General features: G+C 36.9%; 14 protein-coding genes. 7 read left to right on the plus strand and 7 right to left on the minus strand.

The genetic code is table 11. From position 1 onward, the window contains the following. The first annotated feature begins 145 nt into the window (after positions 1–145). Positions 146–1,414, plus strand: coding sequence for an Hsp70 family protein (locus tag ASU31_RS20130; RefSeq protein ID WP_057934063.1), 1,269 nt, complete (start codon positions 146–148; stop codon positions 1,412–1,414). Between the two features lie 826 nt (positions 1,415–2,240). On the opposite strand, the gene ASU31_RS20140 is transcribed toward ASU31_RS20130, so the two are convergent. From ASU31_RS20140 to ASU31_RS20170, 6 genes are all read right to left on the minus strand, one after another. Next, positions 2,241–3,674: an arylsulfatase gene (locus tag ASU31_RS20140; RefSeq protein ID WP_083505451.1), complete on the minus strand. Its 1,434-nt coding sequence runs from the start codon at positions 3,672–3,674 to the stop codon at positions 2,241–2,243. A 353-nt stretch (positions 3,675–4,027) separates the two neighbouring features. Further along, positions 4,028–4,804, minus strand: a complete 777-nt coding sequence (locus tag ASU31_RS20145) for an AraC family transcriptional regulator (RefSeq protein ID WP_057934065.1) — start codon at positions 4,802–4,804, stop codon at positions 4,028–4,030. Positions 4,805–4,926: 122 nt separating this feature from the next. Next, the gene (locus ASU31_RS20150; RefSeq protein WP_057934066.1) at positions 4,927–5,136 is read right to left on the minus strand and encodes a S1 domain-containing protein; all 210 of its coding nucleotides are present in this window, start codon (positions 5,134–5,136) and stop codon (positions 4,927–4,929) included. Positions 5,137–5,240: 104 nt separating this feature from the next. Then, entirely contained in the window at positions 5,241–5,438 is a 198-nt protein-coding gene (locus ASU31_RS20155) for a cold-shock protein (protein WP_057934067.1), read from the minus strand. A 7-nt stretch (positions 5,439–5,445) separates the two neighbouring features. Further along, positions 5,446–5,631 (minus strand): cold-shock protein, encoded by a 186-nt coding sequence (locus ASU31_RS20160; RefSeq protein WP_057934068.1) that lies wholly within the window; start codon positions 5,629–5,631, stop codon positions 5,446–5,448. A 960-nt stretch (positions 5,632–6,591) separates the two neighbouring features. Continuing rightward, on the minus strand, positions 6,592–6,816 hold the full coding sequence (locus ASU31_RS20170; RefSeq protein ID WP_057934070.1) for a cold shock domain-containing protein: 225 nt from the start codon (positions 6,814–6,816) through the stop codon (positions 6,592–6,594). Between the two features lie 277 nt (positions 6,817–7,093). On the opposite strand from ASU31_RS20170, the gene ASU31_RS20175 reads away from it, so the two are divergent. From ASU31_RS20175 to ASU31_RS20185, 3 genes are all read left to right on the plus strand, one after another. Continuing rightward, a complete protein-coding gene (locus ASU31_RS20175; protein ID WP_057934071.1) occupies positions 7,094–9,805 on the plus strand; it encodes a PQQ-dependent sugar dehydrogenase in 2,712 nt (903 codons plus the stop codon). Positions 9,806–10,237: 432 nt separating this feature from the next. Next, complete coding sequence (locus tag ASU31_RS20180; RefSeq protein ID WP_057934072.1) at positions 10,238–10,873, plus strand: HAD family hydrolase; 636 nt, start codon at positions 10,238–10,240, stop codon at positions 10,871–10,873. A gap of 8 nt (positions 10,874–10,881) precedes the next feature. Then, positions 10,882–11,202, plus strand: coding sequence for an Mpo1-like protein (locus tag ASU31_RS20185; protein WP_057934073.1), 321 nt, complete (start codon positions 10,882–10,884; stop codon positions 11,200–11,202). A 407-nt stretch (positions 11,203–11,609) separates the two neighbouring features. Here the strand turns inward: ASU31_RS20185 and ASU31_RS20190 are convergent, their stop codons facing one another. After that, entirely contained in the window at positions 11,610–12,794 is a 1,185-nt protein-coding gene (locus ASU31_RS20190) for a proline dehydrogenase family protein (RefSeq protein ID WP_057934074.1), read from the minus strand. Positions 12,795–12,887: 93 nt separating this feature from the next. On the opposite strand from ASU31_RS20190, the gene ASU31_RS20195 reads away from it, so the two are divergent. Genes ASU31_RS20195 through ASU31_RS20205 form a run of 3 tightly spaced genes read left to right on the plus strand, consistent with a single transcriptional unit; the run spans position 12,888 to position 15,116 of the window. After that, on the plus strand, positions 12,888–13,094 hold the full coding sequence (locus tag ASU31_RS20195; RefSeq protein WP_029275915.1) for an RNA-binding S4 domain-containing protein: 207 nt from the start codon (positions 12,888–12,890) through the stop codon (positions 13,092–13,094). Further along, complete coding sequence (aroB, locus tag ASU31_RS20200; RefSeq protein ID WP_057934075.1) at positions 13,094–14,152, plus strand: 3-dehydroquinate synthase; 1,059 nt, start codon at positions 13,094–13,096, stop codon at positions 14,150–14,152. The genes ASU31_RS20195 and aroB overlap by 1 nt, the downstream gene beginning before the upstream one ends. Position 14,153: 1 nt before the next feature. Beyond that, positions 14,154–15,116: a sterol desaturase family protein gene (locus ASU31_RS20205; RefSeq protein ID WP_057934076.1), complete on the plus strand. Its 963-nt coding sequence runs from the start codon at positions 14,154–14,156 to the stop codon at positions 15,114–15,116. Positions 15,117–15,763 lie beyond the last annotated feature (647 nt).

A 15,763-nucleotide genomic window follows, 5' to 3' on the forward strand; every position in this document is an offset into this window, starting at 1 on the left:
TTTAAAGCGTGAATGTTTTTTAAATATAGTGAATAAGGTTTTATATACAAGGTATATTTTAAGCTTAAAAAGCTTTCAGGCCTCACTTTTTTTTAATACTTTCGCAACCCCATTTTAGTAGCCAAACACATCAGCATATCAAGCCATGAGTAAGTTTTTATACGGAATCGATTTTGGAACAACCAATTCGGCACTTTCTATTTATGATGAAGAAAAGAAAGAAATTGTAGATACGATTTCTATCCCCTCGTTAATCTATTTTACAGAAGTAAAAAGCATTATTGATGGTGAAAGTCATATTGTTGGCGAAAAAGCAATCGATGCTTACCTGAGCGATGGCATGAAAGGCCGTTTTATCAAATCCATTAAACAGATTCTTTCTAGAACTACTTTTACTGAAACCCGTATTCACAATAAACGATATACAGCCTCCGATCTGGTTACGCTCATTCTTAAAGACCTGAAAGAAAAAGCCGACCAGATTACAGGCGAAGATTGCCACAAAGCCATTATCGGCCGGCCGGTTTTCTTTGATGATGATAATACGATGAAAGATACCCTGGCGCAAACCAGATTAAAAAAAGCTGCTGAAAGCGCGGGTTTTACTGATGTGCGCTTTCAGTTTGAACCCATTGGTGCTGCTTTTGCATACGAAAAAACCATTACAAGGAAAGAACGCGTTTTAGTAGCCGATTTGGGTGGGGGAACAACAGATTTCACCTACCTGATCCTCGATCCGGATAAAGTTGGCAGCAAAGACCGTAAAAACGATATGATTGCCTCCGGTGGTATCTACATTGGTGGCGATAGTCTCGATTCTGCTTTTATGTGGGATAAAGGCACACCGTATTTCGGAAAAAACACGATGTATGAGGCTACACCGGGCAAAGTTTTAAATGTACCGAAATCTCTTTTTGCCAATATCTGCACCTGGGATAAAATGAACTTTTTTAACGGTTTAAAAATCCAGAAAGAGATTGAGGAATATTATTATTATTCAGGGAACGATCCGAAATTTAAAAACCTGATCACATTGATCGAAAACAACCTCGGTTATTCCTTGTTCAGGTCGATTGAGAAAACAAAAATTGAACTTTCAGATCAACCTGTTTCTACATTTGCCTATAACAATATGGAAATCGAGATTGATGAAAATATTTCGCTCGAACAGTACAATTCGATCATTGAAAAAGACATCAACAAAATTGATGTTTACCTGGATCAATTTATGGAAACGTATAAAATCAATTCCGAAGACATCGACTGTTTGTTTTTAACTGGAGGAACATCAATGGTTTCATCTGTACAAAATCTGTTTAAAAACAAATTCCCGCACATCCCATTAAACTCTGGAGATAACTTTAAAAGTGTAGCCAAAGGATTAGCTTATAGCGGTTATCTGTTTGAGGATTAAAGATAAATCTGCAACATACCAGCACTGTCTGCGTACGTCATAGTCCGAGGAGAAGGAAAACAAAAAAATATTGTCATCCTGAACCTGTCGAAGGACAAATGTTTTTTGTTTTCGACTAGTAAAGGTCTTCGACAGGCTCAGACTGACAGTACATATGCTTAACTTAATGACATTGGGGTAACGCTTCAACCGGGGCTAATGGGCCAAAACAGTATTTCATTTTTGGGGTTGCTCCGGCGCACCTATACCATAGTCTGTGTCCCCACAGACCATTCAATTCTAGATCTTGAACCACATAAGAAATATAAGTTCATTGAAGCTAATATGTTCTTAAATGTCTCATATGGTTAAAATTATATGTTCAGTAGCCAAATAATCACAAAAAATCATCAACATAATTCATGGTTGGTATCTTCACAAACCATTTAATTTTAGATTTCGGCATGTGAGGACACAGGCCGAGGAGAAGAAATTATCATCCTGTACAAAGGACTCCTACGGAGAGCCTGTTGAAGGACCTGCTTAAATGCCTAGAAAAGCGTTTCGGCACATGAGGACATAACATGAAAAAAAAGTCTTCGACTACGCTCAGACTGACAAAACGGGGAGGTACTGACCTTTGTTACAATGATTTTTTAACCTGTTTATCGCCAAATGGGTGAACATTACCAGTCGCTTTTATGCCAAACCTTGATGGCAGATTAGAAGAACAACAAACAGCAGGCTTATATTTCACTTTCACTTGAGTATTCTGCTTCAACGCATCATTTTTACAGGCAAAAAGCAAAGTGCAGCTTAAAACTAGAATTAGCCTGATCACTTTCATCTATTTTTCAATTTCAGACCAATCAAAACGTGGATTTTCTGCTGGCGTTTTAGCCTGTTTCATTAAAGCATAAAGTGTTTTTACCATATCAGGGTTTTTAGAAGCAACATCATTCTTTTCACCGATATCTGCTTTTAAGTTATACAACTCTAACTTTTCGGCAGTTCCTTTGGCTTTAAAACGGATCAACTTCCAATCGCCTTTGGTTACAGCTTCTTTTAGGCCATCTTCGTTAAACTGCCAGTAAAAATATTCATGTTCTTTAGCTGCTTTTTTACCGCTTAACAAGGGAGAAAAAGATAATCCATCAATATTTTTTGGTGATGCTGTTCCTGTTAGCTCTCCAAGCGTTGGCAATACATCCCAAAATGCCCATGGCGTTGGATTAACCTGACCCGCAGCGATTTTGCCCGGCGCCCTTACAATTAACGGTACACGGATTCCACCTTCGTACAGATCTCTTTTTACACCCCTAAACTCACCACTGCTGTTAAAAAACACGGGGTCGGCACCACCTTCTTTGTGCGGGCCGTTATCACTGGTAAAGAAAATATAGGTATCGTTATCCAAACCTAATTTTTTGATCAACGCTACAATAGTGCCCACATCAGTATCAAGTTTATTTACCATTGCGGCAAAAGCAGCATGTGGCTGCGCCTGGCTATCATAGTTCCCTTTTTTCTCAAAAGGTGTTTCAGGCGGGAATTTACTCGAACCATCTGCATTCTGAAACTTCTTCAACAGTTCTGCCGGTACTTTCAACTCGGCATGTGGAACCGTTAAAGGCAGATACAAAAAGAAAGGCTGATCTTTATTGGCGTTAATAAAATCAACCGCTTTATTTACAATCAGGTCTTCAGTGTATTTTGTGGTATCAACAGGCACTTCTACTGTTTTACCGCCAACAATTTCGTACAAACGATTGGTATAATAATCGTGTGCATGCGATTGATCCAGATATCCATAAAAACTATCAAAACCTTTTAAATGTGGAGCACCTTTACTGTCTTCATCTCCTAAACCCCATTTACCAAACATGCCTGTTTTATATCCGTTTCCTTTTAAACGTTCGGCCAAGGTGGTATCCTGCGCACGTAAAGCGGCAAGACCATCCTTTGCTTTTGCATTGCCTCTTACCCAGGCATGGCCCATGGTATAACCAGTCATTAAAGCACATCTTGAAGGTGCGCAAACGGTATTTCCAGAATAGAAACGGGTAAACTTAATTCCTTCTTCAGTTAACTTATCCAGATTCGGAGTTGGAATTTTAGAATTTGGGTTAAAACTGTGCACATTACCATAGCCGAGATCATCAGCCAGGATAAAAATAATATTGGGTTTCTTTTTGCTTTGGGCTTGTACAGAAGCAAAACTGGCCATAAGCGTAGAAAAAGCTATAAATTTTAAAACATTTAGTAAGGGAAAAGATTTCATAAACTCTTGTTTCACAATGATTATATTTTGGCAAATATAATTTTTTGCAAATAATCTACAAACTTACTAGACTTTTATTTTACCTGCTCGAGATTAGCGCAGACGCGTATTTGTAAATACTAAAATACAACTTCGTAACATTATTAGGAATATTTTTTTTCTTTAAGCTAAGATTTTATAATTTAGCCGATGCAAAATTGGTGCGGCTGATAAAATAGATGCAGTAAGCAAAACTTTACGCGTTAGGCGTGAAAGCAATTAATGTGGTGAGGTCTGGAAAACCTGTTCTCTAGAAGAGATGAAATCGAAGTGACGAACATTTCTTTGGCAGACGCACCAATTTTTCATTCAATTTAAGTTAGGCGGCTAAATTGAAGTACCGATATGCCTTTATGCCGTTTAAAACTCGTGCTAAAATTGGTGGTTTGTTCAAAACCCAATAGTTCGGCTATTTCATCAACCGTATAATCGCTATGAAGCAACAATTCTTCTGCTTCGCGCATAATCCGATCTTTTATAAGCACTGTTAAGCTTTTTCCAAGTACACGGTCTAAAAATTTATTTAATCTGCCACTGCTCATCCCCATGCCTTCCGCATAAAACTGAATAGACCTTTCTTGCTTATAAAATTGCTCCAAAATGGCCCTAAACCTTAATACCTGCTGTAAATCATCCAAGGTTAAAGCAGCAAGATAGCCATCTAAACCAGCCGTAAAACCCAGAAATAATGATAAGTACTGCGCTAAAAAGGGCATATCTTTTTTAATATTGATTTCTTTTTTTAGCTGATCGAGCAAACTATAAGTTTTAATTGATTCTTGCGAATCGAGATCCCTGAAAGACAAATTTAAGAAGAGATTCTTAGCCTGGGGATCTAAGTGCTGAAGTAAAAATTCGGCATACAATAAACTGCTAAAACTGAGCCAATAACCTGAGGTAATTTCTCCTTCGAGCCTAACCAGGCCTTCTTCAGGAATAAAAAATATCCTACCTTTTAACAAGGGGTAATCGCCAGAATTCATGCATAAAAAGCCATTCCCCTCACGTACAATCAACATACGCATAGGGTATGCTGCCTGCAACGCACGTTCTCTTTTAAAAAAACCGTTAATTGGCTCTAGCTGTATCATAACTTAAGGATAAACAACAGTAAGACCAAATTTATCAGATTTGGTTACAAGTTGCTAAAATAATCTATCATAATGATTAAATTCTATAATACAGGCTATAAGAATCAAAACATTAATAATCATTAATCCTTCGGATCAACAATTAGTACATTTATTGCAATTGATAATGTTTGATGCAATTCGAAAGAAACCTTTAAACCCTTTTTTAGATTAAATCCATTTATTGGGCCACTTTGATAAAACAGAACTTCTTCTCCAATATCGTTCCTGATTTTCCCAAAGCCTTCAGTTTCATTATAATAATCTATTGTTCCCATTTCTTTTGTCACCATTTCGATCCTTTTGCGTTAACTAATATATAGCTAACCCAAAAAACTGTGCCAAATAATAAATAGAACGGTAGTATGATACAAAAAGAATCTTCTGTAAGGCCTACCTACGCAGATAGCACCATCACTTTAATGGCCTCGATGCCACTTTTCGTAAATTCAATATCAAACTGAACAATATTATTAGGTTTTATCGGATCGATTACACCGCGGGCAAAAACACTCACTTCGCTCCCACCATTTGATGGTGTAATGCTGCCAACACCTTCTTTAGTATTATAAAACTTTACTGTACCTAATCTCATTGCACCATTAAATCAGTTTTACATTAACCGCATTGGGACCTTTTTTCCCTTGTGCGATTTCGAACTCTACCCGATCATTCTGGCTTATTTTATCAGTCAAGCCTGTAACATGAACAAAAACTTCTTCGCCGTCTTCTGTTATAATGAAGCCAAAACCTTTAGATTCATTATAAAATTTTACTGTCCCTTGCATTTAATTTAGATTTAATACAACAAACATACAAAAACTCAAAAAGATTTAACAATTAAATAGATTTCTATATGAAATCTATAGATCAAGCGATAATTAATGATGATTTTGATATTTGGACAAACAAAGCCCACATAAACAAAAGAAGCCGCAGACTGAATCAGCAAATTCCTATTTTATTGCGTTACACTAAGTATCAACAAAGCACATTTGAATCAAAAGTCGACGAAAACAAGCATTCTTTACCAGCATCGATATCACGATTGTTATAATATAAGGCAATAGAAGTCCTTAATGGTAGAAATTTTATAAAAACTACTCCCTATTAATAAGCACTCAGCTTATATTTACTATTGCACATTCTAAACAACCCTAAATATTACAAGGCTGTTTTGAATATCAGAAAATGAATTCTTTTTTATCCGGATACCGAATTTTGCCGCATTATCAAAATAAACCATTCGAAGAGAAAAATTTCTCTTGAAAAAAGTATTTGAAATTGAACTAACCCTTTTTTCCACTAAAAATCACAAAGAAAACACTAAAACCACCTAAAAGGAAAACTATTCCAAGAATCAAATTTACTTTATCGCCCATTCTGTAAGTTACAGATTAAAATCAGAATGACAATAGGCTGACACAAAATAATTCAAAAAACAACTTGAAGTTGTATGATTTTTAATTTTTATAGCCTTTTTACACTGATTCCGATGAGGCCGGTTGGTGATGAGATAAGCTGATAACTGACCCGATCGCCAATTTCAAGTCCTTCAGGCCTAAGAACCAGAACCCGCTTTTTTAGCTGATCGTCTTCTAAAAAACAGATAGGCTTATCCTTATGAAATGCGACTATGGTTCCCGTTGCCATGCGTGTGAAATCAATTATATTATCATAACTGATTTTAAATAGCCTAAACGGGACGCTCAAAGAAGAGATTAAGCAGAATTTTAAAATCGAAATCTTTATACTAAAGTTTTGGGTCTCACCTTAAGTTTAACTATACCCATTATGTTTTTAGCAACTACTCCTCTTTTAGTAATAGCCGTATCAAATTCGACTGTACTTCCAACATACAAACCTTTTGCTTTGCAATCTACTATATCAAAATAGATGCTTTCTAAAACCAAATATTGAGAGATTAAACCGAAACCTCTTTCTTTATTGTAAGCTGTTATTACTCCAGTCATCGTATTATTTTTCAGAGTGTATACTATATAAAATTAACATTATCAATACAATACCTATTGAACAGTAGAGATTCTCAAAGAAAAAATAGATAACCATAATAAATTTGTTGATGTATGAATTTTGACCGAAAACGTTTTATAATTTCATTTTGAATCTAAATTCAGTCATCCTATAAATAAGTTATTCTGTTTTGACATTATTCGCATAAATTTTGATACAATACCTCAGGCTATAAAACTATATCCTATATTTATTCAAAATACCTTAATCAAATAAATGAAAACAACCTTTACCCTACTGTTATCTGCCATTGCATTTGTATTAATATCGGCAACAACACTAAACAAAAACATTTACGAAAGCAGGGCTTTCGAATTTTTCCCCAAATATAAAATAGACACACCAGATCAAGACCGTTTTATAAAAGTGACGCTTGCGCAAGGAGAATTTACAGAGCCTACCGAAATGACCATCCTCCCTAACCTGGATATTTTGGTAGCACAGCGCAGAGGTGAAGTATTGATTTATAAAAACCAGACAAAAAAAATTAAAGAAGCTGTTAAACTTGATGTTTATTTTAAAACTAATACCCCTAATGTTAATGCAGAAGAAGGTTTATTGGGCATGGCTGCCGACCCAAAATTTGCCATAAACAATTATGTTTATCTTTTTTATAGCCCTTTTGATAAATCTGTAAACCGATTATCCAGGTTTAAGCTGGTAAACGATCAGATTGTAAAAGAATCAGAAAAGATCGTTTTAGAGTTCTATTCTCAGCGCGAAATCTGCTGCCATACCGGAGGATCTATTGCTTTTGGTTCAGACAATTTACTTTATGTATCTACTGGAGATAACTCTACCCCTTTTGATGCCCCAAAACAGCAATACGTAAATAAAGGCTATGCGCCGCTTGATAACAGAAAAGGTTTTGAACAATACGATGCCAGAAGATCTGCCGGAAACACCAACGATTTGAGAGGTAAAATTTTAAGGATCAAGGTAAATGAAGATGGCACTTACAGCATCCCGGAGGGTAACCTTTTCCCGAAAAATGATCCAAAATCCAAACCCGAAATTTATGTAATGGGTGATAGAAATCCTTATCGGATTTCAGTAGATCAAAAAACTAACTTTTTATATTGGGGGGAAGTTGGTCCTGATGCTTCTAATGATGACGCTTTAAGAGGCCCCAGGGGATATGATGAAGTAAACCAGGCAAGAAAGGCTGGTAACTTTGGCTGGCCGTTATTTATAGGCAATAACTACCCATATAAAGCTTACGATTATACCAATGGAGCCAATGGCAATGCTTTTGATCCTGAAAAGCCAATTAACAATTCGCCAAACAATACAGGTTTAGAACAACTTCCACCTGCGCAACCTGCTTATATCTGGTATCCGTATGGCGAATCGAAAGAATTTCCACAGGTAGGCTCAGGTGGCCGCACCGCAATGGCTGGGCCAGTTTATTATGCAACTGCAAACTCACCCTACCCCGCTTACTATAACGGAAAACTGATTATTTACGAATGGGTACGTGGATGGGTTAAAGCCGTAACCATGAATGCACAGGGTGATTATGTAAGCATGGAACCTTTTATGTCTAATGTTTCTTTAGCTGCTCCTATTGACATGGAATTGGGTCCCGATGGGAAATTATATATTCTGGAGTATGGTAAAGGTTGGTTTACCAAAAACCCTGACGCAGCAATTACGAGGATTGATTATTTAAAAGGAAATCGACCTCCATCAGTTGAAAGTTTAAATATTGCTAAAACAAGTGGATTACTTCCTTACAAATTAACCGCAACTGTTACGGCTAAAGATCCAGACGGAGATGCTTTGACTTACGTTTGGAACCTCGGAAAAGGAATTACTAAAACTACTAACACACCAAGTTTACAATATACCTTTACTAAAGCAGGCGAATATCCGGTAAGTGTTACTGTAATTGATAAAAGTAAAGCTTCTGTAAAAAGCCAGGTTGTACCAGTTTATGCAGGGAACGAGCATCCAACTGTAGCTATTGACTTAGCTGGAAACAAAAGCTTTTATTTCCCGAATAAACCAGTTGATTACAAGGTTTTAGTAAGCGATAAAGGTGCTAAAGTGAATAACAGCCGCATTTATATTTCCAACACCTATACCGAAGGAACGGATTTAGCAGGAGCAGAATTGGGCCACCAACAAGCAGCACAAACCCTTGTGGGTAAAACGCTAATGTTAAAATCTGATTGTAGCACTTGCCACAAAGAGGCTGCTGTTTCCATCGGTCCTGCATTTAATAAAATTGCAGCAAAATATAAAAACGATAGTAAAGCGGTTGATTATCTGGCTTCGAAGGTAATTGGCGGCAGTCAAGGTGTTTGGGGAGAAGTACCCATGCCTGCACACACTGCGATGAAAGAAGCTGAAGTGAAAAAAATTACGGAGTGGATTATGACTTTAGGCAATAAAGAAGCGGCTAAAGCATCCCTTCCAACTGCAGGCAAAATCATTCCACCAGCTGCCGCAGATAAGAAGAAATCAGTTTTAACTTTAAAGGCAACTTATACAGATGCAGGAGGTACAGCATTAAAAAAACCGTTAACCACGACAGAAGTGATCAACCTGAAAAGTAATGTAATTGATGCGGATGATATCAAAGATTTTGGCGGTTTTCAACGAAAAGATGTGTTTGGTGGAGAAAAACTTGTTTTAACTAAAGATAATGGCTGGTTAGCCATTAAAAATGTCGACTTAACTGGCATTTCGGGCTTTGGTTTTTCATTTTTAAATCTTGATCCTGGATCAGATGGCGAAATCGAGATCAGATTAGATGATAGCAAAGGTATTATGATAGGCAAATCTACCTTTAGAAAAAGTATTCCGATCAACATGCTTTCAGATGGAAAATTCCATTCCATTTATTTTGTGTTCAAAGAACTAAAAACAGGCGACAAAAAGAACAGACCGATTATTCAATCAATAACAGTAGAACCTAAATAGTCGGTGTTGTCGTCATTCCCGTAAAGGCGAAAATGCAATATCATGGAGTTAAGCACAGTTGTTGTCAGCCTGAGCTTGTCGAAGACCTTTTAGTAACGAAAACAAAAAAACATTTGTCCTTCGACAGGCTCTCCATAGGAGTCCTTTGGACAGGATGACAATGTTTTTTGTTTTCTCCTTAATTTAATGACATTGGGCTGGAATCTTAATGCAAATAGAAAATACCGCTAAAGCATTAAGATTATCTTCGATGAGCAATCGTGGTTCCCAATCACCCCGATACCTATCGGGGTGGGAATGGCCGCATCGTAAGATATTGTGCCCGAAACTTACTTACAATAGGTTTCGGGTTTTTTATTGTAAAAAAACACCGTTTATTACCCGCTATTAAATCAGCAATAATATCTTTGCAGCAAATGTTAAAGGATTTCCATGCAAAACATTAAAAACATTATTTTCGATTACGGAAACGTAATATTTGATATCGATTTCAGAATCGCTCAGGCATCTTTCCAAAAATTAGGTATTACCGATATAGAAAATTTCTTCGCTCACAAAGCACACAATCAACTATTTGATGATTTTGAAACCGGAGCAATTTCTCCTGCCGAATTCAGAGCAGGAATTAGAAAGGCAGCAGGCAAACCAGAATTAACCGATAAACAGATTGATGATGCCTGGAACAGCTTATTGATCGGTACCATTCAGGAAAACCACGATTTACTGCTTCGGGTAAAAGAAAAATACCGCACTTTTTTATTAAGCAACAATAACGAAATCCATTACGATTGGATTATCAATTACCTGAAAACCACTTTCGAAATCAATAATTACGATGCTTATTTTGAGAAAGCCTATTTTTCTCAGCACATGAAACTGCGCAAACCCAACACCAATATTTTCGAACAGGTATTAAAAGACAATAATTTAGACCCCACCGAAACCTTATTTATAGACGATAGTCCACAACACATTGAAGGGGCTAAAAAAGTTGGATTAAATGCATTATTAATGACCGAAAAACCAGCACAATTAGGCGCCTTTTTAAAAGAGAACGGAATTTTGTAAATTAGTATATGTCAGAAAAAAAGTTTAAGTCGCTAAAAGAGTTCTACCCTTTTTACTTGTCAGAACATACCAATACTACATCGCGTATCTTACATTTTGTCGGTACCGGACTGGTTTGCCTTGCTTTTTTCACAGGCTTTCTTTTCCACAACTGGCATTTCTTTTTGGCTATTCCTGTACTTGGATACGGCTTTGCATGGGTTGGGCATTTCTTTTTCGAAAAAAATAAACCCGCAACTTTTCAATATCCGGGTTATAGCTTGGTAAGCGATTTTATTTTGTTCTACGACCTCTTAACCGGGAAACAATCTTTTGTGGTAAAGAAATAATTCTGTGTGATTAAAAACAACCGCTCAACCTAAACTCGATCCGATAGCTATCTGATGAAGCGGCATCCTTTTTAGCTATAACCCTGAGCGAAGTCGAAGGGCAGCCAAAAAGATATATCGCAAAGCGAGGCTGCATGTCCAGAAGCACTACTGCATGCTCATTTTCAAAAAAATAATGGATTAATAAGATGCTGAAATAAATTTACTTCGTAGCTTTCCACTTCGTTACAGGTCAGCATGACGATACGAGAAGAAAAATCGTCATCTCGATCCGATAGCTATCGGATGAAGCGCAGTCCCGAACTTTCGGGAGAGAGATCTATCTGATTAGATTTCACGACTGCGTTGCACCCGATAGCTATCGGGTCCGCTCGAAATGACAATTCTAAGATTAGCCGAAAACTGAACTACAGTTTCCTTCTTTTCAATTCTCTTCCAATCAAACCCAACTCACGGCCTGTTTGCCCGGCAACTGAAGTATTTTCCTGTGCTCTTCTGAACAGATAAGGCATTACTGCTTTTATCGGCCCGTAAGGAACATATTTTGCTACATTATAATTCGAATCGGCAAGGTTAAAGCTCAAGTTATCACTCATCCCTAACAACTGGGCAAAATATACATGAGGGTGATTGTGCCTAATATTCTTTTCCTCTAAAAGGTAAGTCAATAATCTGCTGCTATCTTCATTGTGCGTTCCTGCAACTATGGCAATTTCTTCAATATGATCTACACAATATCGTAAAGATTCGTTATAATCACGGTCTGATGCTGCCTTATCCGGTTGAATTGGAGAAGGGTAACCCATTTCTGTAGCGCGTTTACGTTCTTTTTCCATATAAGCACCACGAACCATTTTCACACCCAAAATAAAGCCATCAGCTTTGGCAATTAAATGGTCGGCTTTCATATCGGCCAGTTTATCATGGCGGTACATTTGGTAGGTATTGTAAACAATAATACGTTCGCGGTTAAATTTACGCATCATATCCAAAGCCAGTTCATCAATGGTATCCTGGATCCAGGTTTCTTCTGCATCGATCATAATCGGCACACCTTTATCGAAAGCAGTTTTACAGATCATTTCGCAACGCAGTTTTACTTTTTCGTATTCTGCCTTTTCTGCATCATTTAAGGTTTCTTTAGCATCCAGTTTCTGCAATAAGGCAAAACGACCAATTCCGGTAATTTTGAAAACTGTGATCGGAATTTTGCTATCACCATCAGCACGAACAATCGTACGGATAATCTCTGCACAGGTTTCATCAAAAACCTGCTCCTCTTCTTCGCCTTCAACCGAATAATCTAAAATGGTACCCACCCCGCCTTTATCCAATTGTGCAATGGCTTTATCACACTCTGCAATGGTTTCTCCACCACAAAACTGCTGAAATATAGTGGCTTTTATTGCCCCTTGGATTGGTAAACCGATATTTAAAAAGAAATTGGTAATGGCAGGACCAACTTTAGTAAGGAAATTACTCCCAATCATTTTAAAAAGCCAATATGCTTTTTTTAGTTCGTTGTTAGATTTTTGACGGAAAGCAATTTCCGTATTGTCGAAATTTGGTTGTTTGTTGGGGGATAAATCCATTTTTATCTATTAATAAGTCAGATTGGTGCAAAATTATAAAAAGCATTGGTTGTTAAAACTAAAAAACTCCAAATAATCGTATTTTTGCACAAAATGATACAATTCAAATTAGAAGGCGAATTTATTCCATTAATCCAACTGTTAAAAGCGAGCGGGTTGGTTGGAAGTGGCGGTGATGCCCAAACCGTGGTAGAAGATGGTTTAGTAAAAACTAACGGCGAGGTCGAATTCCGCAAACGTTATAAGGTTAGGGTTGGCGATATTATTACTTTTGGCGAAAACAAAATAGAAGTTATTTAATGGAACCACTAACCAGTGCAGGTCACACCCTATATTTCGAAAGTAATTTAGCAGCGCTAAAAACACTTTTGGAAAGTAACAAATACAGCAAAGTTTTTGTACTTGCTGATGAACATACCAGCGAGATCTGCTTGCCCCTATTTCAATCGTTTTTAGATGATTATGCTGAATTTGACCTGATCGAAACTTCGGCAGGTGAAGAAAACAAAAACATCGATTTTTGTATCGGAATCTGGAAGACACTTTTGGATTTTGAAGCAGACCGCAAAAGTTTGATGATTAATTTAGGTGGCGGTGTAATTACCGATATGGGCGGATTTATTGCCTCTACCTATAAAAGAGGAATCGATTTCATTAATGTACCTACTACCCTTTTATCGCAGGTTGATGCTTCGGTAGGTGGCAAAACAGGGATCGATATCGACAATGTAAAAAACATGGTAGGTACCTTTACCTTACCGCAGATGGTTTTTATCGAAACGGCATTCTTAAAAACATTACCAGAGCGCGAGCTTTTATCGGGCTTTGCCGAAATGATTAAACATGGCTTGATTTATGATAAGCCATATTACGAAAAATTAAAAGAAAGCAATTATCTAACCCCTTCGGCACAAGATATTTACCGATCAGTAGAAATTAAAAACGAGGTGGTTACTATCGATCCGCACGAAAAAAACCTGCGGAAGATTTTAAACTTTGGGCACACCATTGGACATGCTGTAGAGGGTTATTCTTTGGCAAATGACGAAAATCCGTTAACACATGGTGAAGCCATTGCCATTGGTTTTGTTTGTGAGGCTGCATTATCGATCAAAAACAGTACGTTAACTCAGGAGGAACTGAAAGATATTAGTAAATATATTTTGTCTTTATATCCTAAATATCATATTAAAAAAGAAAGTTTCGATACACTTTTAGAACTGATGCAAAGTGATAAAAAAAATGAAGATGGAAACATTCTCTTTTCACTTTTAGAAACAACAGGTAAATGCACGTTTAACTGCCGTGTAAGTACCGCCGATATTTTGGGCAGTTTAGATTATTACAATAGTTTATAAAATGAATTTTACCGGAAGTGATATTTCTGTTGTAGGCCTATTTGGTTTTGTAATCGTTTTAACCTTGGTTGAAATGTATTTCAGCTATGCGCACGACAGAAAATTATATACCAAACGCGATACGTGGACCAATATCTACCTGATGACAGCTGCTATTGTGATTAATTTAGCAACAAAAACAGGTACTTTTTTTCTACTGCAGTACTGTTATCAATTCCGTTTGTTCCAAATACCCAATATTTGGCTGTATTGGTTTGTTTTAATTTTAGCACAAGATTTCCTGTATTGGTTTTTGCATACAGTTGGCCATTACGTACGCTTTTTCTGGGCGATGCACGTTACGCATCACTCATCTGAACATTTTAACTTAACTACTGGTTTCCGCTCAACCGTTTTCGAGCCACTCTATCGTGTTTTCTTTTATTTGCCCTTGGCATTTATGGGTTTCACCGCTGTTGATATCCTTTTTGCTTACCTGGTAACTCAAATTTACGGCAACCTGGTGCACACACAGTACAACATTAAGCTTCCAAAGTGGTACGGGTATATTTTCGTAACACCATCACACCACCGCGTACACCATGCCAGCAATGTACGTTACCTAGACAAAAATATGGGTATGGTTTTAATTCTTTGGGATAGATGGTTTGGCACTTTTCAGGAGGAGTTACCGGAAGATGTGGTGAAATACGGTTTAACCACTCAACCTGAAGATACTGGTGCGGTTAACATTATTTTCCATGAGTTTATTGCATTGAGTGCTGATGTTAAAAAAGCACCAACTTTCATAGATAAAGTGAAATACATTTTTAACCCGCCGGGATGGAGCCATGATGGCAGCACCAAAATTGCTAAAATTATGCAACAGGAATTACGTGAGGAGGAACAGAGAAGATACGAGGCATTGCAACAGGACAAAGTAAAAGGGCTTAACGATCGCGGAGAGTTAAGTTCTACAGGATAAAAAATATTAATTTGTTTAATCTAAAGGTCTGTGTCTCCACAGACCTTTTTTTGTTAACATTTCATATACTTTTTTAACCACAGATGCACACAGATAAACACTGATGAAGTTTTCATATTCTAGTATCGTCATTGCGAGAAGGCTTTTTCAGCCGACGAAGCAATCTTTAGCGCAAGGATCACTGGCATGAAAGATTGCTTCGTCGTTCCTCCTCGCAATGACGACTTTTCTTTTGGAATCTTCATACCCAATCATTTTTTGGTGACTCACCAAACAATATTTTTAATCAAGATATAATCTGCCCTTCAAAATGAAATTTATTTAAAATGAGAGATTAATCATCGAATGCTACATAAACTACCTGACACAAAAACCATGTTACAACAATCTTTTCTACTAGCTTTATCTAACCGACTCAAACATTACATACTCACTTCAAAAACAGTCCAAACCAAACAAAATTAAATTTTATTAAAAATATTTTCAATTTCCTATTGACAAATTAAATTTTGTTACTACATTTGGCTCAACAAAAAAACATGAAAAATTTCAACACATATTACTTTGGTTACTTTTACTATTTTAGTGAGAGCCGGGGCTAATATGCAAAAAGATATATAACAATATTAAAATGTATAAAAAAGTCC

The organism is Pedobacter ginsenosidimutans (assembly GCF_001442625.1).
Taxonomy (GTDB): domain Bacteria; phylum Bacteroidota; class Bacteroidia; order Sphingobacteriales; family Sphingobacteriaceae; genus Pedobacter; species Pedobacter ginsenosidimutans.

Excerpts from the sequence above, each read along its gene's own strand:
- ASU31_RS20130 (WP_057934063.1), top strand. The coding sequence starts at position 146 with ATGAGTAAGTTTTTATACGGAATCGATTTTGGAACAACCAATTCGGCA.
- ASU31_RS20140 (WP_083505451.1), bottom strand. The coding sequence starts at position 3,674 with ATGAAATCTTTTCCCTTACTAAATGTTTTAAAATTTATAGCTTTTTCT.
- ASU31_RS20145 (WP_057934065.1), bottom strand. The coding sequence starts at position 4,804 with ATGATACAGCTAGAGCCAATTAACGGTTTTTTTAAAAGAGAACGTGCG.
- ASU31_RS20150 (WP_057934066.1), bottom strand. The coding sequence starts at position 5,136 with ATGGTGACAAAAGAAATGGGAACAATAGATTATTATAATGAAACTGAA.
- ASU31_RS20155 (WP_057934067.1), bottom strand. The coding sequence starts at position 5,438 with ATGAGATTAGGTACAGTAAAGTTTTATAATACTAAAGAAGGTGTTGGC.
- ASU31_RS20160 (WP_057934068.1), bottom strand. The coding sequence starts at position 5,631 with ATGCAAGGGACAGTAAAATTTTATAATGAATCTAAAGGTTTTGGCTTC.
- ASU31_RS20170 (WP_057934070.1), bottom strand. The coding sequence starts at position 6,816 with ATGACTGGAGTAATAACAGCTTACAATAAAGAAAGAGGTTTCGGTTTA.
- ASU31_RS20175 (WP_057934071.1), top strand. The coding sequence starts at position 7,094 with ATGAAAACAACCTTTACCCTACTGTTATCTGCCATTGCATTTGTATTA.
- ASU31_RS20180 (WP_057934072.1), top strand. The coding sequence starts at position 10,238 with ATGCAAAACATTAAAAACATTATTTTCGATTACGGAAACGTAATATTT.
- ASU31_RS20185 (WP_057934073.1), top strand. The coding sequence starts at position 10,882 with ATGTCAGAAAAAAAGTTTAAGTCGCTAAAAGAGTTCTACCCTTTTTAC.
- ASU31_RS20190 (WP_057934074.1), bottom strand. The coding sequence starts at position 12,794 with ATGGATTTATCCCCCAACAAACAACCAAATTTCGACAATACGGAAATT.
- ASU31_RS20195 (WP_029275915.1), top strand. The coding sequence starts at position 12,888 with ATGATACAATTCAAATTAGAAGGCGAATTTATTCCATTAATCCAACTG.
- aroB (WP_057934075.1), top strand. The coding sequence starts at position 13,094 with ATGGAACCACTAACCAGTGCAGGTCACACCCTATATTTCGAAAGTAAT.
- ASU31_RS20205 (WP_057934076.1), top strand. The coding sequence starts at position 14,154 with ATGAATTTTACCGGAAGTGATATTTCTGTTGTAGGCCTATTTGGTTTT.